The organism is Microcoleus sp. Pol11C3 (assembly GCF_036701485.1).
Lineage (GTDB): Bacteria > Cyanobacteriota > Cyanobacteriia > Cyanobacteriales > Microcoleaceae > Microcoleus.
This window is the reverse complement of the sequence record NZ_JAUBQW010000079.1, coordinates 1-22,584: the sequence shown is the minus strand read 5'-3', so window position 1 is coordinate 22,584 and position 22,584 is coordinate 1. Positions and strand designations below refer to the sequence as shown.

At 45.3% G+C, this 22,584-nt stretch carries 18 protein-coding genes and 1 pseudogene; 5 read left to right on the top strand and 14 right to left on the bottom strand.

What is annotated here, in order from left to right:
• Nucleotides 1-905: 905 nt before the first annotated feature.
• Both QUA40_RS17980 and QUA40_RS17975 read right to left on the bottom strand, forming a co-directional pair.
• Nucleotides 906-1,721, bottom strand: a pseudogene (locus tag QUA40_RS17980) (ISL3 family transposase).
• 9 nt (nt 1,722-1,730) lie between these two features.
• Nucleotides 1,731-1,994: a transposase family protein gene (locus QUA40_RS17975; RefSeq protein ID WP_333128207.1), complete on the bottom strand. Its 264-nt coding sequence runs from the start codon at nt 1,992-1,994 to the stop codon at nt 1,731-1,733.
• 328 nt (nt 1,995-2,322) lie between these two features.
• On the opposite strand from QUA40_RS17975, the gene QUA40_RS17970 reads away from it, so the two are divergent.
• Complete coding sequence (locus QUA40_RS17970; protein ID WP_333128196.1) at nt 2,323-2,463, top strand: hypothetical protein; 141 nt, start codon at nt 2,323-2,325, stop codon at nt 2,461-2,463.
• A gap of 183 nt (nt 2,464-2,646) precedes the next feature.
• On the opposite strand, the gene QUA40_RS17965 is transcribed toward QUA40_RS17970, so the two are convergent.
• Nucleotides 2,647-3,519 (bottom strand): MBL fold metallo-hydrolase, encoded by an 873-nt coding sequence (locus QUA40_RS17965; protein WP_333128193.1) that lies wholly within the window; start codon nt 3,517-3,519, stop codon nt 2,647-2,649.
• Nucleotides 3,520-3,765: 246 nt separating this feature from the next.
• Nucleotides 3,766-5,007, bottom strand: a complete 1,242-nt coding sequence (locus QUA40_RS17960; protein ID WP_333128192.1) for an HhoA/HhoB/HtrA family serine endopeptidase — start codon at nt 5,005-5,007, stop codon at nt 3,766-3,768.
• Between the two features lie 530 nt (nt 5,008-5,537).
• On the opposite strand from QUA40_RS17960, the gene QUA40_RS17955 reads away from it, so the two are divergent.
• Nucleotides 5,538-5,774 carry a hypothetical protein gene (locus QUA40_RS17955; RefSeq protein WP_333128190.1) on the top strand — a complete coding sequence of 79 codons (237 nt, stop codon included), beginning with the start codon at nt 5,538-5,540 and terminating at the stop codon, nt 5,772-5,774.
• A gap of 48 nt (nt 5,775-5,822) precedes the next feature.
• Here QUA40_RS17955 and QUA40_RS17950 read toward each other — a convergent pair whose 3' ends face one another.
• The 9 genes from QUA40_RS17950 to nfi all read right to left on the bottom strand — a co-directional run bounded on the left by QUA40_RS17950 (nt 5,823) and on the right by nfi (nt 16,625).
• Nucleotides 5,823-6,905: an AI-2E family transporter gene (locus QUA40_RS17950; protein ID WP_333128188.1), complete on the bottom strand. Its 1,083-nt coding sequence runs from the start codon at nt 6,903-6,905 to the stop codon at nt 5,823-5,825.
• 261 nt (nt 6,906-7,166) lie between these two features.
• Nucleotides 7,167-8,240 carry a D-alanine--D-alanine ligase family protein gene (locus QUA40_RS17945; RefSeq protein ID WP_333128185.1) on the bottom strand — a complete coding sequence of 358 codons (1,074 nt, stop codon included), beginning with the start codon at nt 8,238-8,240 and terminating at the stop codon, nt 7,167-7,169.
• 193 nt (nt 8,241-8,433) lie between these two features.
• Nucleotides 8,434-9,774, bottom strand: a complete 1,341-nt coding sequence (gene miaB, locus QUA40_RS17940; protein WP_333128182.1) for a tRNA (N6-isopentenyl adenosine(37)-C2)-methylthiotransferase MiaB — start codon at nt 9,772-9,774, stop codon at nt 8,434-8,436.
• Nucleotides 9,775-10,226: 452 nt separating this feature from the next.
• Nucleotides 10,227-11,381 (bottom strand): DNA cytosine methyltransferase, encoded by a 1,155-nt coding sequence (locus QUA40_RS17935; RefSeq protein WP_333128180.1) that lies wholly within the window; start codon nt 11,379-11,381, stop codon nt 10,227-10,229.
• A 124-nt stretch (nt 11,382-11,505) separates the two neighbouring features.
• Nucleotides 11,506-11,934, bottom strand: coding sequence for a hypothetical protein (locus QUA40_RS17930; protein WP_333128178.1), 429 nt, complete (start codon nt 11,932-11,934; stop codon nt 11,506-11,508).
• A 59-nt stretch (nt 11,935-11,993) separates the two neighbouring features.
• Nucleotides 11,994-13,997 (bottom strand): FHA domain-containing protein, encoded by a 2,004-nt coding sequence (locus tag QUA40_RS17925; RefSeq protein WP_333128176.1) that lies wholly within the window; start codon nt 13,995-13,997, stop codon nt 11,994-11,996.
• Nucleotides 13,998-14,102: 105 nt separating this feature from the next.
• Entirely contained in the window at nt 14,103-14,633 is a 531-nt protein-coding gene (locus QUA40_RS17920) for an FHA domain-containing protein (protein WP_333128175.1), read from the bottom strand.
• Between the two features lie 655 nt (nt 14,634-15,288).
• Nucleotides 15,289-15,519: a KGG domain-containing protein gene (locus tag QUA40_RS17915; protein WP_333083789.1), complete on the bottom strand. Its 231-nt coding sequence runs from the start codon at nt 15,517-15,519 to the stop codon at nt 15,289-15,291.
• Between the two features lie 452 nt (nt 15,520-15,971).
• Nucleotides 15,972-16,625: a deoxyribonuclease V gene (gene nfi / locus QUA40_RS17910; RefSeq protein WP_333128172.1), complete on the bottom strand. Its 654-nt coding sequence runs from the start codon at nt 16,623-16,625 to the stop codon at nt 15,972-15,974.
• 629 nt (nt 16,626-17,254) lie between these two features.
• Here nfi and QUA40_RS17905 point away from each other — a divergent pair.
• The 3 genes from QUA40_RS17905 (at nt 17,255) to QUA40_RS17895 (ending at nt 22,249) form a co-directional block, all read left to right on the top strand.
• Nucleotides 17,255-18,088 (top strand): prohibitin family protein, encoded by an 834-nt coding sequence (locus QUA40_RS17905; RefSeq protein ID WP_333128170.1) that lies wholly within the window; start codon nt 17,255-17,257, stop codon nt 18,086-18,088.
• Nucleotides 18,089-18,357: 269 nt separating this feature from the next.
• Nucleotides 18,358-21,369: an EAL domain-containing protein gene (locus tag QUA40_RS17900; protein ID WP_333128205.1), complete on the top strand. Its 3,012-nt coding sequence runs from the start codon at nt 18,358-18,360 to the stop codon at nt 21,367-21,369.
• 163 nt (nt 21,370-21,532) lie between these two features.
• Entirely contained in the window at nt 21,533-22,249 is a 717-nt protein-coding gene (locus tag QUA40_RS17895) for a Uma2 family endonuclease (RefSeq protein ID WP_333128167.1), read from the top strand.
• On the opposite strand, the gene QUA40_RS17890 is transcribed toward QUA40_RS17895, so the two are convergent.
• Nucleotides 22,214-22,357: a hypothetical protein gene (locus QUA40_RS17890; RefSeq protein WP_333128165.1), complete on the bottom strand. Its 144-nt coding sequence runs from the start codon at nt 22,355-22,357 to the stop codon at nt 22,214-22,216. The genes QUA40_RS17895 and QUA40_RS17890 overlap by 36 nt on opposite strands.
• Nucleotides 22,358-22,584: the final 227 nt, after the last annotated feature.

Genomic DNA, 22,584 nt, shown 5'->3' with positions numbered 1-22,584 from the left:
TTTATAGCTCGGAGAGAGAAGGCTGCCGAGCGGTGTGAGCCTAGTAAACTTTAAGACAGCACATTGGAAGCTGATTTGATAAAAATTTACGTCTATGCGGCCTGTACTTAGCACTGAAACCCTGTTTGCAGATTTTAAATTATCTCGCTCGCATCGCTTCGGAGATGTCTCCTAGAATACCCTGCTGTTAAAAAGCAGTGATTCTTGGAGAAATTGCCGCCCTGCAACTAGATACATTGCAGGCGATCTAGTTTTTTGTGTGGGTTTTTCCTGAGTTCGGAAGGGTAGCCTTGCGGACTCAGGTAGATAGTAACTTTAGCGTTATTTTGCTTGCTGCGCTGTTGAGTTGCTTTCGTCAGCGCCCGCAGACACAAAAGTCACCTGCCCGCTCAGTCGGTAGGTGCAATGTAGCAGCGCGGTTCACAACTGGTGAAACCTGTCTTATTGTGAAGTCAACTCTCAAGCCGCGAACATCAAGTTTATCAAAAAATTGATAAAATTTCACCCATTACAGTCAGAGTTTGTGTGCAAGTCTTGTCAGCGATCGTCCAGAAGTCAGGCTAAGATGCCTAGCCGAAAAAGGTTGACAGTTGTGTATAACGCTAATTTGTATTTTTTTACCGACAAACCTTTATAACTCATCAATGAAGGCTATTTCAATGATTTATGATACATTAGGAGCATCTTGTAGAGCCAGCGCAGCCTTTTTTATCGCGCCCAAAAACGGATACTTGCTTGCTGACAGGAGTCGTGGAGAGGCCAAAATTTTAGACCCTTCGACAAGCTCAGGGCAACGCTCTTTTTCAATCTCCCAGATTCATCTGTGCAGTAAATCTCCAATCTCACATCGACTGATCCCACAAATTTGACCTTGGTAATTTTGGCTCTTCCGTACTTACCGCTGCTCATTTTTTAGGAAAATGCCCAAAAAGTAATGCCCGTATTTCAAAATTTATCAAATTTCTAAATCCAAAACCACACCTTTTTAAGAGCTTTAATTTAGTATTAATTCCCTCGACTATGCCATTTGTTGTTCTTGATTCAAAATAGCCCACAATCTCTCCCAACCATCTTTTGATTGTTTCTACACTTTTTTTATAGTATGGTTGTGCTTTTTTCAACCAATCTGTTAATTCTAATATCCCGTCACCCAAATTATTGCTTTTTTCAAATAAAGAGTGAAACTCTTCTTTTAAATTGTGCATAGCTCCTACTCTTAGGGAAGCATTTTTTACTTGTTTTAATTTTATTTTATCTTCGTCAGATAAGTTATTTTCTGCTTTCAATAATGTCTCTTTACTTCGTTTTAAACTATCCAATAATTTGGCTCTCTCTTTCGCTTTTAGCGATGATGCTGCCTTTTTTTACTCAATTTTTGCCTGATTTAATTCCTCATGAATCATTTTTGTCACATGAAATCTATCTACTGTTACATCAGCATTCGGGCAAAGCTTTTTGACTAATGACTTATAATTACCCGTCATGTCCATACTTACTTCTTTGATCGGGTTTAACACTTTTTCTCCCCATTCAAGCATCTTTTTTTTGATTGTTTCTTGTTGACTTTCGGCAACCAAGCCTATTAATTTATGTGTTGATAAATCTACTAATACAACTATAAATTTTCCTTGCCCTTTTACTAAACTAATTTCATCTATGCTGAGTTTTTGTAAGTTTTTTACATCAACAGGTAATATTTTATTCGCTAGAGTCTTTACCATTAACCAAACTTATTCTGATGTTAAGTTATTGTTTTTAGCCCGGTTTTTAATGTCACTATGGACAACTTGTTCAGTAATAGTTTGTGCATATCTATTCGTGAAATTTTTCTGATTTTCGACAAAATTTAATCTCTCATTAAAAGGTTTGTGACAATTTTTACATTTAAATCTGCGTCTATTTACTCTCAGCATTACTTCTTTATTACCTATCGGCAACTCTCTAAATAAATACCGATAGTTTTGATGTAAATGATGGCTAGATTGATTGCCTATAGGGCATTTTGAGGCTTTTTATTTAGATTTTACCACTAAAATTAATGTGGCTCCTCTCTGCTTGTAATCTTCTACTATGACACCAGGTAAATCTAGAATAGTTGTCCTTAATTTGTTCATAATTTATTTTGTTCTACATTTTTTGTGAACACTTAACTAACATTTGAGCAGCGGTAAGTACAGAAGAGCTATTATCATGAATATCAAAAATCTCTCATTTCCCGAATTTTATCAATATTCAAATATTAGATCTTTTAACTATTGTTGTCAACCCGTCCGCTCAAGGACTTGTCTCAATCAACGCAGGCGATGATCGCACTACAGTGCTTTGACGGTAGTAATCATTAATAAAACCAGCCAAAATTTTACCAGAAACTTGAGTTTGAAAGGACTTCACACAGCCCCAAAAGCTCAAATTTACACTTACAGCGAGGGGAATTGGCGGGCGATTCCCGTCACAGCGATTTAGGTGTCAGTGATACTGGATTCCAGGCAATTTACCCCGCTAATTCTATGACTTTGGTGGCCCTCCCAAAGGCTTAATACCCAATCGGGCTTAAATATCCCCTCTTATTCTTAGTCCCCCTCGGCTCGGACGAAAGTGTGTGTAGGATTGGTTTTAACCACCTAGTAGAAAAGGGGTTTTAAACTATTAAGCATCGAGCATCCAAGCAATACACTGTTGCATTTGATTGCTCATGGTTTGTCGATCGGCTTGATACCTGCGGCCGTGTCCCGGCAACACCCATTCAAACGAGTAATTAGCCAAATTCTGCATAGATTTGATTTGTTCCGGCCAAGAATACCAACAGACTTCGTGAAAGCCAACTAGCTGCTGCAAACTTTCCGACCAAGCAAGATGATCGCCGCTGAACAAAAACTTGTTATTGTAAAGCAAAACTGTGTGACCTTTCGTGTGGCCGGGAACAGGTATAATCAACAAGTCATCTTCTAGTTGATAAGGTTCGCTGCGCGACAATTGAATTTCTACATGGCAAGTACCCGCGTTAATTTCGTCAGCATGAATGATGCGATCGCACCCAAAATGATCGTGGTATTGTTGATGGTCGGCTACGTCGTCGCGGTGAGTCAAGTACAGATAGCGAATGCCACCCATTGCTTCTATGTTTTTGACTAGCGGCGGCACAAAACGGGGAGAATCAACTAAAATGTTTCCTTCGGGGCGGACAATTAAATAGCTGGCCGCGGCGTAGGATTGCTCTGAGTGGTAGCCGCAGTGATAGACATTTTCTGCTACGAGTGCGGGCAACAGTTGCTGGGCTTCTTTGATCCTTTTGGGTTTTTCAACAGTGCCGATCGAACTTGTGGGACAAGACAAAAGAGCCGCGAGCGATCGCATTTCTTCAGTTTCATTAGTTGGCTGGTGGTAAACCGCAGACTGTTCTCCTGCTTGACCAAATACTTCAGGTGCCATCCACCGACAAGTATCACAGTCAATGCAGGTACTGTCTACATAAAAGTTACCGTTAATATTTTCAGTACGCCTCCGATTAATGTTAGCCATTTTTCTACCTCTTAATAACCCATATAAATTATGGTAACTTACTATAACTACTACCCCCGACATCCCGCCGGAGGTTTAAACCCTCCTCACAGACCAAGCCGATTAAAACTCACCTCTTGCACCATTCTCAAGAACGGGCAAGATGCCCGTTCCACAAGAGATTAATTTTCTTGTGGAACAGGCATCTTGCCTGTTCATCAAAGGATTATTGACAATGGTGCAAGATATAAGTTTCAATCAACAATTCTACTGCTGCTTCTGGGTCGCTGGAAAAGCACCAGCTTTCACCGCCACAGTAACAGGTTGTCCGCCGCGGCTCAATTCAAGCTGCAGATCGCTGCCCACTGTACTTTTCTCGACAATTTGCTGTACGCTGCCAGCATCGCTGACTTCTGCACCGTTGATTTTCTTGATCACATCGGCAACGCGGACTCCAGCTTGTGCCGCCGGAGAATCTTTGGCAATTCCCAAAACTAACACGCCTTTATCTTCAGTCAGCCTCAATTTGGGGTTGGGATTTTTATTGAATTCTGCCTTGACTTCGGGAGTAATGCTCAACATCCGAACGCCGAGATAAGGATGTTCGGCTTTTCCGGTTGTTACTAATTGGTTGGCAATTTGTTGTGCTCGATCAATCGGAATAGCAAAACCCAATCCTTGAGCGCCTTGAATAATCGCCGTATTCATGCCGATAACTTGACCGCGCTGGTTCAGCAGCGGGCCACCAGAATTGCCGGGATTGATCGCAGCATCGGTTTGAATAAAGCTGACGCGCTTGTCGGGAACGCCGACATCGGCGCTAGAACGGCCTGTAGCACTAATAATGCCGACAGTCACAGTATTGTCCAAACCGAGGGGATTGCCGATCGCGATCGCCCATTCTCCCGGCTGTAACTCTTCAGATTTGCCCAAACTCACCACAGGCAAATTGTTAGCTTCAATTTTAACAACAGCCACATCAGTAACTGTATCGACGCCTAAAACTTTGCCGACAAATTCGCGGCCATCCTTCAGTTTTACCGTCACCGTATCCGCGCCATCAACAACGTGAGCGTTAGTCAAAATGCGACCGTCGGAACCAAAAACAAAACCCGAACCAGAACCCCTTTCTACCCGATTTCCGGGTTGAATGGGAGATTCCGAACCGAAGAAGCGACGGAATTGCTCGGGGATCTCATCTGGAACTTGGTTTGTCACCGTCCGAGACGAATTGATCCGCACCACTGCCGGCCCGACTTCCTGCACAACTTTAGTAACAAAATTAGAGTCTTGAGAGGGCAGTATATTTGCAGGCAATGCTGAGATTGGCGCTGCACTTGCCGGTTCAGCTTTGATGGCGTTAGAACTTCCAGGAACTTGAGAAGTTAGGGCGTTGCACCCAACAGTTGCGGTAGAGCCAAGCAAAACAAGGGATAAAAAAGCAAGCTTTTTCGGAAACGAAAAACGGCGATAACGCACAGTTGTAGCAGGCATATTTTTGGTTGACATAGTATTGATTTGGTTGGAGTTAGAGCGAGAGTTATAATTAGGGTTTTGCATTTTTAGCACTTATTGTAATTAAGTTAGAACTAAAGGCTCTTTAATTTTAATTCAAGCATTTGTGACATCTGCTTGACTGGTAGGGTTTACCCTACAAGGTGGGGTAGAAACCCGACACTCGCAGGTCTATTGTGGATTCCAGCTTTTGAGTGCGATCGAACGATCGCTAGCACTGGCAAATTGTCGCCTGAGTGCCATAATACAGACTACGGTAGTCGGCCTGGATATTCCGCATTTCCCGCGAAATATTCACAGGATTGATATCCGAAGTCAACAACTAAGATTCCCGACTTATTGTTACATAAATCAGCAGCAACCCCAAACTTTCGCGATCAGGAGCGTTTTGCGAGGAATTTTGGGGTCCTGACAAATAAGTCCGGCACAAAGGCAATATCTAATCAACCTTAGATGACTGAAAATATATGTTACTATTATTCTTGCGTATTCTCAAACATTAACAAAAACAAAAGTCGTCTACCATGAATTTTAAGTTTGGCAAATCTTTTCTGGCAACCGCCCTCGCCCTAGGTGCGCTATTGTCCGGCATTGCGGGCACTGCGGGAATGCCTGCGGCGCAAGCAGCTACCAGGAAACCCGCAACTAAGACAGCAGCTAAAGCAACCCCCAAGCATAAAGCTAAAGTAGCAACTAAAGCAACCCCCAAGCATAAAGCTAAAGTAGCAACTAAAGCTAAGTCAACAGCTAAGTCACAGTAGACAGCCAAAACTCCGTTCAAATCTTAGATTTGAACGGAGTTTGCAATTTTATTGCCCCGCAGGTTCAATGGAACTAACCGAATCAATTTCCTTGGACTTGTTCCTCAAAGTTTCCAAAGTATCAACAGTATTTTTAATAAAACCTGCCATCGGCACAGCAACTATCAAACCTGCTACTCCCGCCACCTTAACCCCCACCAGCAGCGACACTAAAATCCACACAGGATTGAGACCAATAAAACCGCCTAATAACCGAGGAGCAACCCCGCTTTCAATTACTTGCTCAATTACTGTAGCGACAGCTAAAACTGTCACGCCGAGCCAAAAGTTGTTTAATGTAATTAGCAAACTGACAATGCAAATACTGAAAGGTGCCCCGAAGGGAATGATGGTCATTACACCCACACCCAAACCAAACAGCAGTCCGAAGGGAACTCGCAAAATTAAAAAAGCAACAGTCATCGACAGCCCCATCAAACCCGCTAAAGTTGCTTGCCCGACAAAGTAGTTGTGGAAGCTTCGCGCCAGCAACTGCCGCAATAGAAGGTTCAGCTTGGAGGGAAACCATTTAAACAAACCTTCCCACACGCGATCGCCGTGCAAGAGCAAGTAAAATGTCAGGACTATTGTCAGCAGGAAATTCAACAGACTGTCTGCCGCACCCAAGCCAAATTTGAGGATTTCGCCGGTGAGAGACTGCAATTGAGTTGAAAGTCGATCGCTCAATTGAGTAGTCAAACCGCTAACATCAATGCGGAGATTACGATTTTCCGCCCATTTGTGGAACGCTTCAATTTGTTCTGTGCCAGAAACTATCCAAGTCGGCAGTCGGGTAGCGAGTTCCGTGATTTGGTTTAGCAGAATGGGAGCCAGAGTCAGACCTAAAACCACCAATACCAGTAAAGTCAAAAACAATACCGACAAAACTGCTCGATCGCGCTTCAAGCCGTATCTGTGCAGAAAGCGCACTGGATAATCTAGCAAAAAAGACAGCACTGTAGCGATGATCAAAACTGTAATCAGGGCGCGAAAATATTCAAAGACTAGGAGGGCTAACCAGCAGTTGAGTACCGCTAGGGGAAAAAACAGTCCGTAAGTCCACCAATGCGATAGTTGAGTGAAACGTCTCATCTAAGTTAACCGAGTTAAAATTTGAGATGCAAGATGTGAGATTGACGCTGCTATTCGCCGTTCTCCCTTAAACATTTTATGTTGCATTTAATTTACACCAGCCTGCTAAAAATTCCCTGTTCCTCGACCAGCAGCAGAAATATGGCTGCGGGCAGGCACTGCCTGCCACAACCATGTTATATCGTTTCCGCTGGTATGGATATATTACCGGCGAAATTAATTTGTTTTCTGTTGGCACGGCAGCGGTTTGCAGCTCGCGATTCAACCTTTTTCCCCGTGCCGTTCGAGAGCTAGTTGAATTAAACGGTCTACTAATTCTGGGAAAGAAATGCCGTCCACTGCCCACATTTGCGGATACATACTGGTAGCTGTAAAGCCGGGAAAAGTGTTGATTTCGTTAATCAAAACTTCTCCGGTTGATTCAATGTAGAAAAAGTCTACTCGCGCTAAACCTGCCGCGTCTATAGCCAAAAATGCTTGTACTGCCATTTCTTGGATTTGCGAGACGATCGCACTGCTGACTTTTGCCGGGATTGAGCAGTCGGCTTGTCCCTGGGTATATTTAGTTTCGTAGTCGTAGAAATCGCTTTTAAAAGTAATTTCTCCTACGGTTGAAGCTTTGGGGTTGTCATTTCCTAAAACTGCACATTCTAATTCTCTAGCAACCACACCCGCTTCGACAATTATCCGCCTATCGTAGCTGGCGGCGCTGTCGAGAGCTGCTTCTAATTCAGCGCGCGATCGAGCTTTGGAAATTCCCACAGACGAACCCAAATTCGCCGGCTTAACAAAGCAAGGATAGCCCAAACTTGCTTCAATTTTATCACATAGTTTGGGGAAAACGCAAGGATTAGACCAGATTTCGGAACGGTTGACAGCAATGTATTTTACCTGCGGCAAACCAGCGTGAGCAAAAGCCATTTTCATAGCAATTTTATCCATTCCCAGCGCCGAGCCTAAAACTCCGGAACCGACAAAAGGAATTTGCATTAATTTCAGCAAACCTTGCACCGTACCGTCTTCGCCGTTTGGCCCGTGCAAAACAGGGAACCAAACATCTACAGCATTAAAATTAGGAAACTGTCCAGATGGGGAAGAGTCGTCTTGTCCTGATTGTTGCTCTATTTCCAGAGGTTTCCCGCTGGCTAAGACTTGTTGAGGTAATGTTCCCGACAGCCAGCGGCCGTTTTTTTGGATGTAAAAGGGCAGAACTTCGTATTTAGAGCCATTTTCCTCAGCAGCGAGGGCGCGGGCGATCGCTCGCGCCGAACTAATTGAAACTTCGTGTTCGCCCGATCGCCCCCCGAACAATAGCCCGATCCGCATCTTTGTCATTTTTCAATACTCCCGGTACTTTTTGACAAATATACACGCAGTTAGCGCAGCTATCACAGGAAGTATGCGACAGAAACTGAGAATTAAGCATAAGCTGTTGCGAATTTAAATTGTATATTGCGGGCGGCCTCGGAGAAACTGCCCAGTCATAGTTTGATTATTTCTTGACATACAATTTAAATGCCCCAACAGCTTACAGCATTTCTCCCGTCAAACTAAAAGCGCGAATATCTGTAATTTTAACCAGCACAATTTTACCCGCCAATTCAGCAATATCCCCCTTGAAAAATGTGAGACGATTGCCGCGAGTGCGTCCCATCACCTGAGTTGGATCTTTGAGATTTTGGACTTCCACCAAAACCTCTTCCGTGCGTCCGAAATAGCGCTGCGATCGTTCCATCGCCGTTGTTGTCACTACATGATTGATTCGTTGCAGGCGATCGGCTTTCACATCCTCACTCAACTGATTTTCCCACAAAGCCGCCGGCGTCCCCGGGCGAGGCGAATAAGCCGCAGTATTCACCAAATCGAAACCCACATCTTCGATTAACTTCAAAGTCTTCTCAAACTGTGCTTCCGTCTCTCCAGGAAAACCGACAATCGCGTCCGCCGTAATCGAAGCATCCGGCATATAACGGCGAATTGTATCAATAATCCGGCGGTATTTCTCCTGAGTATAGCCTCGCGACATCGCCTTCAAAATATCATTATCTCCCGACTGAAAAGGAATGTGAAAATGTTCACAAACCTGCGGTAATTCCGCACAAGCCTTAATCAATCTCTCTGTAAAATAGCGCGGGTGGCTAGTAGCAAATCTGAGGCGATCGACCCCCGCCACATCCTGCACAAAATAAAGCAAATCCGTCAAAGTATGCTGGTTGCTGCCGTCGGATTTTGTCCCCGGCAAATCGCGTCCGTAAGCATCAATATTTTGCCCCAACAAAGTTACTTCCTTGTAACCTTGACGGCCCAAATCCTCCATTTCTGCGCGGATTGCCTCCGGCATTCGTGACTGTTCAACCCCGCGAACATTCGGCACAACACAATAAGTGCAGCGTTCATTGCAGCCGTAAATTACATTCACCCAAGCAGTCACCTTGCTATCGCGGCGCGGCTTAGTAATATCCTCCATAATCTCAACAGCTTCTGTCGCCACAACTTGATTGCCCTCAAAAACTTGTTCCAGCAAATCTTCAAGTCGGTTAGCGTGTTGTGGCCCCATTACTAAGTCTAATTCCGGCACTCTCCGCAGCAGCGCTTCACCTTCCTGCTGCGCGACGCATCCAGCTACAATTAAAGTTAAACCCGGTTCTTGGCGTTTGCGATGAGCTTGCCTTCCGAGGTTAGAATAAACTCTTTGTTCGGCATTGTCGCGAATTGTGCAAGTATTGTAGAGAATCAAGCTAGCTTCGTTCGGGTCTTCCGAGAACTCAAAGCCCATATTTTCCAGAATGCCGGCCATCCGTTCCGAGTCGGCTTTATTCATCTGGCATCCGAAAGTAGTGATGTGATAGCGGCGGGGTTTAACGGTCATGGCGAATTGCAGGCAATAAAAAATATAGGTTTTCAACCTTAACCAACTATTATATAACAAGTCTAAACCCTTTGTGAACTTTTATTTTTCTGCGTTTTTTCTCTTTCTCAGCACCCTCTGCTGTTTATTAGACTTATTTCATAAATCTTTAATGGATAGGGGAAACCGCAGATAAACGCAGATAAACGCAAATGCCTTTCAAGATAGTTTGGGAAGGCATACAATCTTGTCTCTTAAAAAAAAACACTTTCACAAATCTATAGGGTGTGTGAGGCGTGGCGAGTAACTTGCGCCACCGACAATCAATCTTAAACCGCGCGTCAGGCATCAAAATCTAGTTGTGGCGGTGGGTGAGTGTTAAAAATCTCACAGTTTGAATTCAAAAATTACTTGCCCTCACGCACCACAGCAAAAGTCTTGATGCTAAGGTTTATTTGGGCATATTTCTCTATTTATTTTGTCTGTAAAAAATGTAAAATTGTTTTGGCAATACCTTGTGCAGCTAAATAAGGAACCCCATTGCCAACAGTTTTAAACATATTAGTCAAGGTCATCTTTTCCGGCAGTGCAAAATCTTTTGGCAGTGACTGAATAGCCAGCGTTTCTGCAACAGACAGCCGGCGAAGTTTGTAAGGGTGCAAGTGAACTTCGTTATTGCCGTAACAAGCTGTTGGCGAATAACGCCATCGGTGCAATCGCTTGAAAGATTTTTTTGAATCATCTCCTTCATCAACGGAAGCAAACCGCTTAAGGCCTGCTTTGGGTTGGAAATAGTGTTTGGCATTGGGATGGTTGAGAACGTCATTTTTTTGAAACCAAAATTCTACCGTTAAATCTTGGGGAATGCCATCAGGACAAGGCACGAAACCATCATCTGCAAAAGCTGTTCTATCAGGCCAAGCATGAGAAAAAATTTCTGATTTGGGATATAATACCTGACTTTGCCAAGGAAATAAACTTTCGGCTAACATTGGGCTTGTTTCCTCTAGGGAAATGCCCAGATTTTTGACAAGGTTTTTTCTAAGTCCAATCAAAATAATTCTATCCCTATCTTGCGGGACGCCGTATTCTATCGCATTAATTAAACGTTCGGCAAAAACGTATCCCGAAGCCGCCAACTGATGTTTTAGTTCGTCGTAAAAAGCTTTATGTTTTTTGGTTCTCCACAAACCTTTGACATTTTCAAATAAAAAGAAATCTGGCTGCTGCTGACAAATCAATTCAATGTATGAAGCTGAAAGTTGACCTTTATCTCCTTCCCCACCTCGGTTTTTGCCACCAATAGAAAAGTCAGGACAAGGCGGCCCCGCGATAAATCCCACAATATCGTGATGCTTGCGAGCATCCTGCATCAATTCCCGCAGGCGAAAAGCTGGTTCTCCCCCTACAAGTCGAGTTACATCTGCTTCCTCTCCTTCGCAATATCCGTATTCTGGTAGCGGCAAATTCAGGCACTGCCGAGAATAGCGGTATGCTTGCATGAAAGGTGGGAAAATTTCATTGACATACGCTACATTAAAGCCGATCGACTCAAAACCCAGATCGAGCAAGCCAGAACCAGAAAAAAATGAGAATATACAGGGGATGGGGAATGGGAAATTGGGCATGGGGAATTGGGCATGGGGAATTGGTAATTGACCGGGGCGGGGCGGGTTTATGAGATTATTAATTTGAGGTGATTATTATTTGTAAAAACCCCCCTACAGGTATCACAAAAATCACACAATATTATTACAACCATTGGCCGCCACGGAAACGCCAGTGGGGAAACAAAATCCGCATCAGTGTTTGGGATGCCAGATAAATAGCCAGCCACACTAAACTATAATGCAAAGCAAAAGCTCCCAAGTCAAAATCTTGTGCAGGTATCCCCGGCAAACCGATAATTTTGATTAAAAATAACACAAAAAGTGCTTCCCAAATCCCAGCGAGTAATTGAAAAGCGCCGGGCCAATCTCGATCCCAGCGGTACTGCTGGATGTAGATATATAAGGCATCCCAGCCGATGCCAAAAATCGCTACATACCCTAAAATCCCGAAAAATATCGAGCCTGATTTACCAGCGATTAAACCTAGAAAAAATGGCAGTGTTACTAAAACGCCGACTGTTGCAAATAATAAAATTCGAGTTTGCCATCGACCAAATAAGGTGGGAGTCATTCGATTTTAGATTTTAGATTTTGGATTTTAGATTGAATGCGAAACGGTTTTGTTTCTAATCAATCTGGAGATTTATTAAAAATCCACTTCAACCACTGCACGAACGATCGCCAAACGCTCAATTTCCGCACACCCGGAACTCGGTTGGCGGCTAGACTTTCAACCGAACGCAAGGCGGCGTATTGCAAGCCCAAAAAACTGTCTACCGGCGCGTAAGGCCCCCCCAAAGTAATCGCGCCGGCTGCGTATACCCGGCCTTCTGTGTTGCTAGCAGAAGAATTCCGCAATTCGGGCACTTCAAAATCGTTGTTAACACTCAGTCGGCCCAAACCGTTAAGGGGAAGATTATATTGAGCTACTAAATCGTTTAACAGGGGACTGGTTTTTACCTTAGCGTCCAAACCCGTAGCATCAATAATAAAATCAGCTTCTAACTTAATTTGCCCCTTGAGTTCCTTCTCCTGAATGTACGTCACTGTGCGGTTTTGACTGTCGCGCTCGACTCGCTCGACTTCCCCGAAGGTAATTTGATACCATCCTTGACTTAAACCTTCTTTGACAATCCGCCGCCAGTCGCTGCGCTGGGCTGTGGTAGTGCCGCCCCAGTCGGTGAGCAACTGCGGGCGAAATTCCGGGGCGGCTTGTTCCAAAAGTACGCGGAGTTCCCCGCCCCAGCAAGCTTTCGGCCAGTTGAAAGGTTGAAATTCGTAGTGATTTTCGACTCTTCGCTGAGCGAGTTTAAATTTGTTACCTTGAGGTTTGGGCGATCGCATCAAATGCAATACTTGAATATTTCGGTTCCGCTGTCGCGCTTCGTAAATTCGCTGCACCACCCGCGAAGCAACAATTCCCCGGCCTCTAATTAACACGCTGCCGCCCCTGGCCTCCAATTTTTCATAAACGCCGTCGTGGCTTTCATAAGCGTTGACAACGGACTCAAAATCCTGGGTTTTTTCGCGGTAAGCTTGCAAGTCGGGCAGAAATTGAATGGCGGGATAGCCGGTGGCTAAGTGTACGTATTTGGCGATTAAAAAAGCGTGGTCGCGGTGATCCGCATTCGATCGAGAATAAGCGATCGCGTACCTGCCGTCATCTGTTTTGCGAATTCCCCGCACTCTACCGTAGCGAAACATCTGATTCCACCCAATTCGATCGACTTCCCTGTCAATAGAATCAAACACATTACCCGCGCGAGGCGTATAAGTTTCGGCAAAAGTCGGTTCAGCAAACACCTGCCACATCAACTTTAACGACATCCCCAAACGCCCTTTGAGCAATTCCTGCCAAGCTTCCCGCAAAGCATAGGGAGGCCACCCCCAAATATTGTCTGGACAAGAGTCAGAATTTGATCGTAGGCGTTCCCGCAGCGGAATTTGAGAATTCAGGCACAGACGCAGGTAGCGGGCGTAAGGCTGCTCTTCCATGCCCAAAACCGCAATTCGATCTGTTTTCACGCCGCAAATTCTGAGCAAATCCACCCAAATAAAGCTGCCCAAACCGCCGCCAACGGCAGCCCAATCAACTTCTGTCACAGGGAGTCCCATAGATTGGAGCGATCGCATTGACACTTGAGAAGCGTGCAAAAATGCGATCGGCGGAAATTCTCCCCTACTAACTGTTTGTGAAAGCGGCGACACCATTTGTGGCCCCAATGCAGGGTCGGGCCCATTGGTCTGCGGGTTAAAGAAAATGTGAGAATTGACAGACGGCGCTTCAGGGGAATTAACAGCAAAAGAAATGCCGATCGCGTAGGGCCCAACTTGCAGCATATCCCCGTTTGCCAGCACGCAGCGGGTTTGGCGAATGCCGTTAACAAAAGTACCGTTGCGGCTGCCCGTGTCAGTAAGTAAAATACTGTTACCTTCGGTGCCAATCACTGCGTGAAAGCGAGAAACTTGACTGCTGCTGAGGGCAATTCGAGAAACTCGTTCCCCGTTGATAGTCGCCGGCATAGCTTCAAAAATTCGTCCCAAAGCGATGGGTAAGTCGAGTATCGGGGATCGACAATCCCCCGTAGCTGTATCTGTCCAAGTCAGTCGCAGGCGCAAGGGTTGAGAAGTCATGATTATTTTTTAAACATCAGCCGGCGGCTTTGAGCTTTCTGCAAAAAAAGATTTTTGAAGTTGAGAGTGTTTAGCGGATAGCCCGATTTTCCCTTTTTCAAACTCTCACGGAGAGATCATCACACTCGCCGCCGCCGCCAAAGATGTACCGCACCACGGACACCCCGCATTCAACTGCGCGTAAGGCGAAATTCGGCTGCACTTCGGACACTGCAAGCCGTAGCTTGAAGGCCCCGTCGGCGGGGAAGAACTTTGAGCCGGAGGCCCGGACAGCAAAACAGTCAGCGGCCCGGCTACCTGCACCTCCGTCACATTCACCACCTCGATTTGCACTTGGCCTAAATGGATGTGACTTCCCGAGTTCAATTTTGCTTCGCCTCGGGCGAGAATTTTTCCATCTACCAGGGGCGGATTGCTTTCGCGCAAATTCCGCACTGCATACTCCTGCAATTCCTGATTAAAAAATATTTCAACGTGCAGCCCCGATACGCTGGGATGCGAAAAGACTAGATCGCACTTCGCCGGATCGCGCCCTAGCCTCACGGTTCCCGGATTTTTGCTCGGCTGTCCGTTTTGAATTGTTCGAGTTTGACGCACCCCAGCTTCTGTCCATACTAAAGTTAGCTGGTTTGTCATGATTGTATAGGTTTGCTCAAAAATATAAAAAAATATTAACTGATTTATTTTGAGGACGGAGTTCCTCAGCAAAAAACTTAATTATAATTATTGAGGCCGACTTGATCGAACTTCTAAAAATAGAATGTGTAGCTATACAAAAAAGCCCTGAATTCAGGGCTTTTAGTGCTCGTATTGGCTTTTTTTGAGAGACTGAATCGCGCTTACCGAAGAAGAATTCAGAATTCAACAGCCAGAATCCAGAATGGATTGTGTGCGACAGGATGGAGAATCGGGGTTTAAAGCCCCCGATTTTAATCGTGGAATAGAAAAAATTCTTTCCCTGACATTACACCTGACTTCTGGCATGGGGTATTCTGAATTCTGTCTTCTGACTACTTCTCCTCAGCTTTTCTTTCCCGCAAAATTATTGACCGCAGTGCAGCTTGGTTAAAAAATTGCTGTTCAAGATTTGCCAGGGATTGCTAAAAACTAATTCCTGTCGGGTTTTCACATTGGCGAGGCTGTGGTGCGCTAGTAACGAATTTTGGAGGTTGGACGATCGAACTACCTCGGTAAGTTCGATCGCCCCACCTCCTCAAACGTTCACTGTCCTAGTGCTATCTCTCACGCTGCAACTGTGCAATCTTTCATTACAGGGCCAGCCTTGAGAGACTTAAGCTTCGCTCTTGCGGCTTTTCCGACCGCCTTCGCGACCAATTTGAGCCATGTGTTCACGATTTCTGCTGACAGCTTCGCCACCTTTTTGACCAGCTTGTCTGGCTTCTTCAGAGGTGAATTCGTGGGCAGTTCCTTTCTCGTGTGCAGCTTTTCCGCCTTTGCTAGCAATTGCGCGCTGTTTTTCTGCATCCATAGAAGCGAATCCGCGTTTGCTTTTCTCAGCCATGACTGTCTCCTTGTTTGTTTCTGATTTTTTAGCTCGATCGCGCCTTCGCCTCCCACTGTCGTGGTTACTCCCAGTCAGTGGTGAGATATCCGACGGTAAATTATGAAACCTCATCACACGAATCTAAGCTTTTGGTTTAACTCGCAGGATGACTCTTTCATGATTTACAAATGTGAACTAAAAATAGTTCACGCCCGGGCACTATAGTTAGAGCCGCCAATGTTTTAAGCTGGTTACTGTCTTTCAATCATTCTATAAACCCCCCAACTTTTATACCTCTTTCTCAGGTATAGTCATTCTTTAGTTCGCTGGAAGGATGGAACCGAAAGCAGATTGGCAGTAGACTCAGAGGATTTTTTGACTCGGGCCGCGCCACCTCAAAAATTAAAAGTCCAAAGACGGATGCTTTTTTGGTCTTTTTACTTTTTTTTGATGCCTTCCGCGCTTGCCAGTTATCCCGATGTTAGTTGGTCTGCCGATCGAGTTGTTTCTGGTAAGCGATATTTTGGGGCGCAGCGCAGGACGTACTCGATCGCACTTATCAAGTTTACCTTATGACCGATCGAAACATAAATCGGTTTTACCCCTGTTTGCGTCCTCAGCGCTGCGCCTACCGTTGATCCCTCCAGCAGCAAGGGTTGCCAACTGCCCCGGTCGAGTCCGACTTCTGAATGTTCTCCAATAAATCGATTTTTGGCAACTCCGATCGTGGGAATCCCGGTCAAAACCCCCAAATGGCACGCAAGACCGAACCTGCGGGGATGGGCTAGTCCTTGACCGTCGCACAATATCAAGTCTGGCTTCAAACTGATATTTTCCAAAGCTTCGAGAACTGCCGGCACTTCTCGAAAAGACAGGAAACCCGGAATATAAGGAAAAGTTGTAGGACTGCGAACCACAGCTTGCTGCAGCAACTGCAAGTCGGGAAAGCTCAGAACTGTTACAGCGGCCCGCGATACATCGTTTGCACTGTCGTAGCCGACATCTACCCCTGCGACGTACCGAACTGTGTCCAGTTGATTTTCGGTAATTACCTCTGACCGAAGCTGTTCTTGAATGGCGATCGCCTCTTCAACTGTCTGCGGCCAAGGGTGTCGCTGCAACATTTTGATTTTTTTTCAACCGTTCTCATCTAAGCTTAACTTATTTTCCGGCATTTTTAAACTCAGATTTTTATCGTTTGTGGCTATAAATTCCTAACTTGCCCAAGGAGTCTTTTTTTCTACTCAGGAGGGTTGAGCAAGGCGGGCAGATGCCAATTCTACAAATAGAGTCTGTTGGTCGGAGAGTGAAATTCTCTCTTTGGCTTGTGCTTGAACCAACCCCCAAAGGTTTTATCGGCACGCACCTCCAATTTTCTACTCAAAATTTACAAAAAATACCTATTTGATGCTGATTTTTTAGCTTTCTAGAAAGCTTTCTCTTTCCGATCGCCATTTTATCGCTTGTCGGAGAGCGATCGAGCTATCTATTTACTTCTGCTATATCTTAAAAAATCTTCTTTGTCAATATGAGTGAAACATTTATTCATCAATAATCTCACCCAGTTACAAGTGCCATTGTTCAGCCCCGCTCATCGAGCTAAGAGGTTCCCACACCCTCGCCACTATATGACTTTCTCTGAAATAAAATCAATGAATTTATGAGTTGTTGCACCCTTAACATGAAGTTATAATCTTAGATAAGATCGAATAAAAAACTAACATCAAATAACACAACATAGGTAAATTAACATATGAAAACCATGCAAAGAGTTCAGTACAACCTAGCTCTCTACATCGTCGGTGGCATCGTCTTCATCATCGCCGCCTTAATTTTAAGACCTTTTGCCCTCGTCGGCGCAGGGGAACGCGGCGTCATGATGCGCTTCGGCAAAGTTCAAGATGCGATCTTAGATGAAGGCATCCACCCGATTTTACCGATCGTCACCTCTGTAAAAACTCTCAGCGTGCGGGTACAAAAAACAGACTTGAAAGCAGATGCAGCCTCCAAAGATTTGCAAAGCATTACTACAGATTTGGCAGTCAACTGGAATGTTGACCCCGCCAAAGTAAATCAAGTTTTCCAACAAGTAGGAGACGAAGAACAAATTGTTACCAGCATTCTGAGTCCGGCAATTTCTGAAGTTCTCAAAGCAGCAACTTCTAAAAAAACCGCCGAAGAAATAATCACTAAGCGCACGGAACTCAAAACAGAAATCGACAACAGCCTCAAAAAGCGCTTGGAACCTTACGGCATCATTGTCAGAGATGTTTCGTTAATAAATTTTGGCTTTTCTCCAGAATTTAGCAAAGCCATCGAATCCAAACAAATAGCAGAACAAGAAGCTAAACAAGCAGAATTTACAGTTCAAAAAGCCACCCAAGATGCTCAAGCTGAAATTAACCGTGCTAAAGGTAAAGCTGAAGCTCAACGCTTGCAACGACAAACTTTAACAGCCGAAATTTTGCAGCAGCAAGCAATTGAAAAATGGAATGGCCAGTTTCCGACAGTAATGGGAGGAGGCGGAACTTTGCCATTAATTAATATTGCGCCACCGACTTCTCAAGCTGCAACTCCTGCTAAATAAGCTGCTGCGGATGATGATTGCCAAGGCGGGGGGAGAAGGGGAGAGGGGGAGAGAGTCTGAGGGGGAGAAGAATAGAGGGTTTTTCACTGCGGAAGTGAAGATGTGCTTTTTTAAAGGCAGAACAGCAAGGGTAGAAAATACAACTAACCACTACGGTGAAATCCCGCTTACTTAAATGCGGAGATACAATTTACGTTGCGCGAGTCCTGAAAAACGTTAGAGTAAGTAACAACTCGGAAATTGTAAAGGTTTGCTTGAAAGTTCGGCTGATGGGAGATCGGGAGAACCAGTCAATTTCTAATTTAGGTGAAGTGGGGGGTGTCGGCGATCGCCATACTGCGTCAGAAGCACTGTGGCTAAGCGATCGAGCCTTGGCAGCTACTAGCAGCGGCATTGTCATTGCTGACGCCAATGCACCCGATTGTCCCATAATTTATTGCAATCCGGCCTTTGAACGGATGACAGGTTACTGCGCCCGTGAAATCTTGGGGCGTAATTGCCGATTTTTGCAAGGCCCGGATACAGATCGAACTACAGTAGCTAAGATCCGCGATGCCTTGCGCCAAGGTCTAGAAATCCAGACAACAATCAAAAATTACCGCAAAGACGGCACTGCTTTTTGGAGCAAATTGTCGCTATCTCCCGTGCGAGACGACAGCGCTAATTTGACTCACTTTGTAGGAGTTCAGTCTGACTTGTCGGAACCAATATGTGAAGTGCAGCAAGCATTGCAGCAAGCTAACGACCAACTGCAAACGATTTTGGAAGCAGTTCCGGGAACAGTATCTTGGATTAGCTCGGATTTGCGCTATTTGGGGGTTAACCAGCACTTAGCCAAACTGCATGGTTTGCGGCCGTCGGCTTTTGTCGGTCAAGATATTGGTTTTCTGGGTGCTAGCTCGGATTTTAACTCTTTTGTGGTGGAGTTTTTTGCCGGCGACGCTACGGAAGCGGTTAAAGAACTCAACGTTAAGCTACAAACCGACGGGGGAGAGTCGGCGGGATACTATTTGATTGTGGCTCAAAAGTATGATCAGGGCAAAGCAGCTTGTATGGTAGGGATTGACATTACCGAGCGCAAGCGGGCAGAAGAAGCTCTGGTGCTGACTCGCAAGGCGGTGGAAAGTTCGAGTGACGCGATCGGCATCAGCGATGCGAACGGCACTCACATTTATCAAAATCAAGCGTTTTCTCAGCTATTTGAATGGGACACCGCAGAGGAATTTAAACTAGCCGGAGGTATATCGGCAGTTTTTGCTGACCCCGTAGTCGCCCGGGAGGTACTCGACACGATCGCCCAGGGTTATTCTTGGTTTGGTGAAATTACCAACCGCACTAAAAGCGGTAAAACTTTGCAAGTGTTGCTGCGGGCCGATGCTATTAAAGACCGCACAGGGAAAATTGTCGGTCTGATTTACATGAATACCGATATGACCGACCAAAAGCGCACGGAACAAGAGCTGCGGCAAAGCGAGAAGCGCTTTCGATCGTTGATTGAAAATGCTAGAGACATTATTGTGATTCTCGACGAGAAAGGCTTTTGCCGCTATGTCTCTCCTTCCCTAGAGCGGATTTTGGGCTACCCGACGGCGGAAGTCCTGGGCAGATCTATATTTGACTTGATTCACCCTGACGAATTGCTGATAGTGGATCAAGTGTTCAAAGGTGTCATGCAAATGCCGAGAGTTAGCCTGGGAATGGCGGAATACCGAGTGCAACACAAGGACGGTTCCTGGTGCGTGTTGGAAGCGGTGGCGACGAATTTGCTCAACGAACCTTCGGTGCGGGGAATTGTGGTCAACTGTCACGATGTGACTGAGCGCAAGGCGGCTGAAGACCAATTGTTGCACGATGCTTTACACGACGCGCTGACAGAGTTGCCGAACCGTGCTTTGTTGACTGACAGGTTGGGGCAAGCTTTTGCCCGCGCCCAACGGCATCCGAGCTATCAGTTTGCGGTGCTGTTTCTCGATTTGGACAGGTTTAAGGTGATTAATGACAGTCAGGGACACCGCACGGGCGATCGGCTGTTGGTGGCTGTGGCTCGCCGTCTTTTGACTTGTTTGCGGCCGGGCGATACGGTGGCTCGTCTGGGGGGAGATGAGTTTGTGATTTTGCTGGAGGAAATTCACGGTGTTGATGAGGCGATCGCCCAAGCAAAGGAAATTCTCAAAACAATCGAACGACCGCTTTATTTGGAAGGTAATAAAGTTTTAATTACTGCTAGCATCGGCATTGCTTTGAGTACCGACAAATATCAGTGGCCGGGAGATATTTTGCGCGATGCTGATATTGCAATGTACCGGGCAAAAGCTCTCGGTAAAGCTCGCTACGAAGTTTTTACCAGTGCAATGCACACTCGGGCTGTGGCTTTGATGCACTTGGAACACGATTTGCGGGAGTCGGTTGAAGAACTAAATTTGAAATATTCCATAGTGAATTTCGCCTGTGGGACGGCGGCGGAAAACTCGCCGATAAGTGAAATCGATCGGAGATTGGAGCGTCCGAAGTCGCAATTGACTACTTTCAAATTGGAATGTCCTTTTACTGTTTATTATCAGCCGATCGTTAGTTTAAAAACTGGTTCAGTTATCGGATTTGAGGCGCTGGTGCGCTGGATGCACCCGGAACGGGGTTTAGTTTCCCCGATGGAATTTATTGCGATGGCGGAGGAAACTGGGTTAATTATGCCTTTGGGCTTGTGGGTTTTGAACGAAAGCTGCCGCCAAATTATCAAGTGGCAGAGTTTGAATTTACCTGTGGGAAATTCGCGACTGACTGTAGCAGTAAATCTTTCCGGGAGGCAGTTTTCGGAACCGGAGTCGATCGAGCAAATTAAGCAAGTTTTGCAGGAAACTGGTGTTGACGCTCGCTGTTTGAAGTTGGAGATTACTGAGACTGTGGTGATGGAAGATGGGGAAGCGGCGGCGGCGATGCTTTCGCACTTGAGAGACTTGGGTATCGGGCTGTGTATTGATGATTTCGGCACTGGTTATTCGTCTCTGAGTTATTTGCACAAGTTCCCGATTAATATTTTGAAGGTCGATCGCTCTTTTGTCAGCCGCGTCGGAGAAACGGGCGAAAATTTGGAAATCGTGCGGGCGATCGTCATGCTTGCCCGCAGTTTGGGGATGGAGGTAGTGGCAGAAGGGGTCGAAACCGCCGTCCAATTGGCTCAAATGCGGGCGATCGGCTGCGAGTACGGTCAGGGGTACTTTTTCTCTAAACCTCTCGACAGTGAGGCAGCTACAGCGTTGTTGAGGATCTCGCCCAAATGGTGAACTGTACCAAATATTTAATTTGTATTTTGAAAAATATTAAAACTATTGCGGGGTGTGCTTATTGGAAAGTCAATAAGCGCGATCGATCTTTTGGTAATCGATGTCTTGACTGTTAAAATTAAAATTTAGTATAATAGCAAACTATCGAGAGAGGTAAAAATATATGTCTCAATCTGTTGTGCCAGGAGTCGCAGAAACAAAGCTCGATACTTCGCCCACATTGACCTTTGAAGAATACCGAGTTTATCAAGGAGAATCTGATGTAAAATATGAACTGTACAAAGGCAAATTAATTGCGATGCCAACAGCAACAGTTTTACACATCAAAATTTGCGAATATTTAGTTTACCAGTTGCAGCGTTACCTAGCGGAACACAATCTCGACTTAGTAGTAAAAACTGGCTTGGGAGTGAGAACAGATGAAGATAAATCTCGGATTCCCGATGTAGTTGTCTGCACTAAAAGTCTTTTGGAACAAGCTGCTGCTAGACCAGGTGCAGGTATCATCGAATTTGATGAAAAGCCGCTGTTAGTGGTAGAAGTAGTCAGCGAAAATCGCCGCGAAGATTATGTAATCAAACGCGGAGAGTACGAATTAGCGAATGTGCCGGAATATTGCATTGTTGACCCTAAAGCTGGCAAGCAAAAAATCCGGCTTTTTGCATTGATTGAAGGTGAAGATGGTTACACGTATACAGATTTTTTGCCGGGTGAGGAAATTGTGTCTGTAGTATTTCCCGATCTGGTTTTATCGGTGGATGAAATACTAAACCCGCCATTGGTAGAGGAGTTAATTAAGGCAGAACAAGCTCAATTGCAGAAAGCTGAAAGGTTGGCGGCGAGATTACGGGAACTCGGCGTAGATCCTGATGCTGTGTAGGAAATTGGATGAAGTGCGATCGCCCTTAACGCCCGAATCCACATATACAGGCCAGCCAAAATCCGACGGGCCGAGTACCTTAGCAGTGGGATATATAGCTTTTACCATTGAAGCATATTGATATGTGCGATCGCGCAATTATCGTAACTTGTCGGTTCTGAATGAACATCGCGGTGAGTGGGTGTTGCTTAATCAGGGTATGAAAAAAATTAAGTTGAAAATCCCAAAGCTTTGTGGAGATTGGTTTCTATGACTTGCATATTTAGGGCTTGCTGAATAATCGATCGCAAACTATGAATAGGAGCGACCGATATATTCAAACTCAACTAAAGATA

Bases quoted from the DNA above. Each gene is read 5' to 3' on its own strand.
- QUA40_RS17900 (WP_333128205.1), top strand. From the start codon at position 18,358: ATGGGAGATCGGGAGAACCAGTCAATTTCTAATTTAGGTGAAGTGGGG.
- QUA40_RS17955 (WP_333128190.1), top strand. From the start codon at position 5,538: ATGAATTTTAAGTTTGGCAAATCTTTTCTGGCAACCGCCCTCGCCCTA.
- QUA40_RS17950 (WP_333128188.1), bottom strand. From the start codon at position 6,905: ATGAGACGTTTCACTCAACTATCGCATTGGTGGACTTACGGACTGTTT.
- QUA40_RS17945 (WP_333128185.1), bottom strand. From the start codon at position 8,240: ATGACAAAGATGCGGATCGGGCTATTGTTCGGGGGGCGATCGGGCGAA.
- QUA40_RS17965 (WP_333128193.1), bottom strand. From the start codon at position 3,519: ATGGCTAACATTAATCGGAGGCGTACTGAAAATATTAACGGTAACTTT.
- nfi (WP_333128172.1), bottom strand. From the start codon at position 16,625: ATGTTGCAGCGACACCCTTGGCCGCAGACAGTTGAAGAGGCGATCGCC.
- QUA40_RS17915 (WP_333083789.1), bottom strand. From the start codon at position 15,519: ATGGCTGAGAAAAGCAAACGCGGATTCGCTTCTATGGATGCAGAAAAA.
- QUA40_RS17930 (WP_333128178.1), bottom strand. From the start codon at position 11,934: ATGACTCCCACCTTATTTGGTCGATGGCAAACTCGAATTTTATTATTT.
- miaB (WP_333128182.1), bottom strand. From the start codon at position 9,774: ATGACCGTTAAACCCCGCCGCTATCACATCACTACTTTCGGATGCCAG.
- QUA40_RS17925 (WP_333128176.1), bottom strand. From the start codon at position 13,997: ATGACTTCTCAACCCTTGCGCCTGCGACTGACTTGGACAGATACAGCT.
- QUA40_RS17890 (WP_333128165.1), bottom strand. From the start codon at position 22,357: ATGGTAAAAGCTATATATCCCACTGCTAAGGTACTCGGCCCGTCGGAT.
- QUA40_RS17920 (WP_333128175.1), bottom strand. From the start codon at position 14,633: ATGACAAACCAGCTAACTTTAGTATGGACAGAAGCTGGGGTGCGTCAA.
- QUA40_RS17935 (WP_333128180.1), bottom strand. From the start codon at position 11,381: ATGCCCAATTTCCCATTCCCCATCCCCTGTATATTCTCATTTTTTTCT.
- QUA40_RS17895 (WP_333128167.1), top strand. From the start codon at position 21,533: ATGTCTCAATCTGTTGTGCCAGGAGTCGCAGAAACAAAGCTCGATACT.
- QUA40_RS17960 (WP_333128192.1), bottom strand. From the start codon at position 5,007: ATGTCAACCAAAAATATGCCTGCTACAACTGTGCGTTATCGCCGTTTT.
- QUA40_RS17905 (WP_333128170.1), top strand. From the start codon at position 17,255: ATGAAAACCATGCAAAGAGTTCAGTACAACCTAGCTCTCTACATCGTC.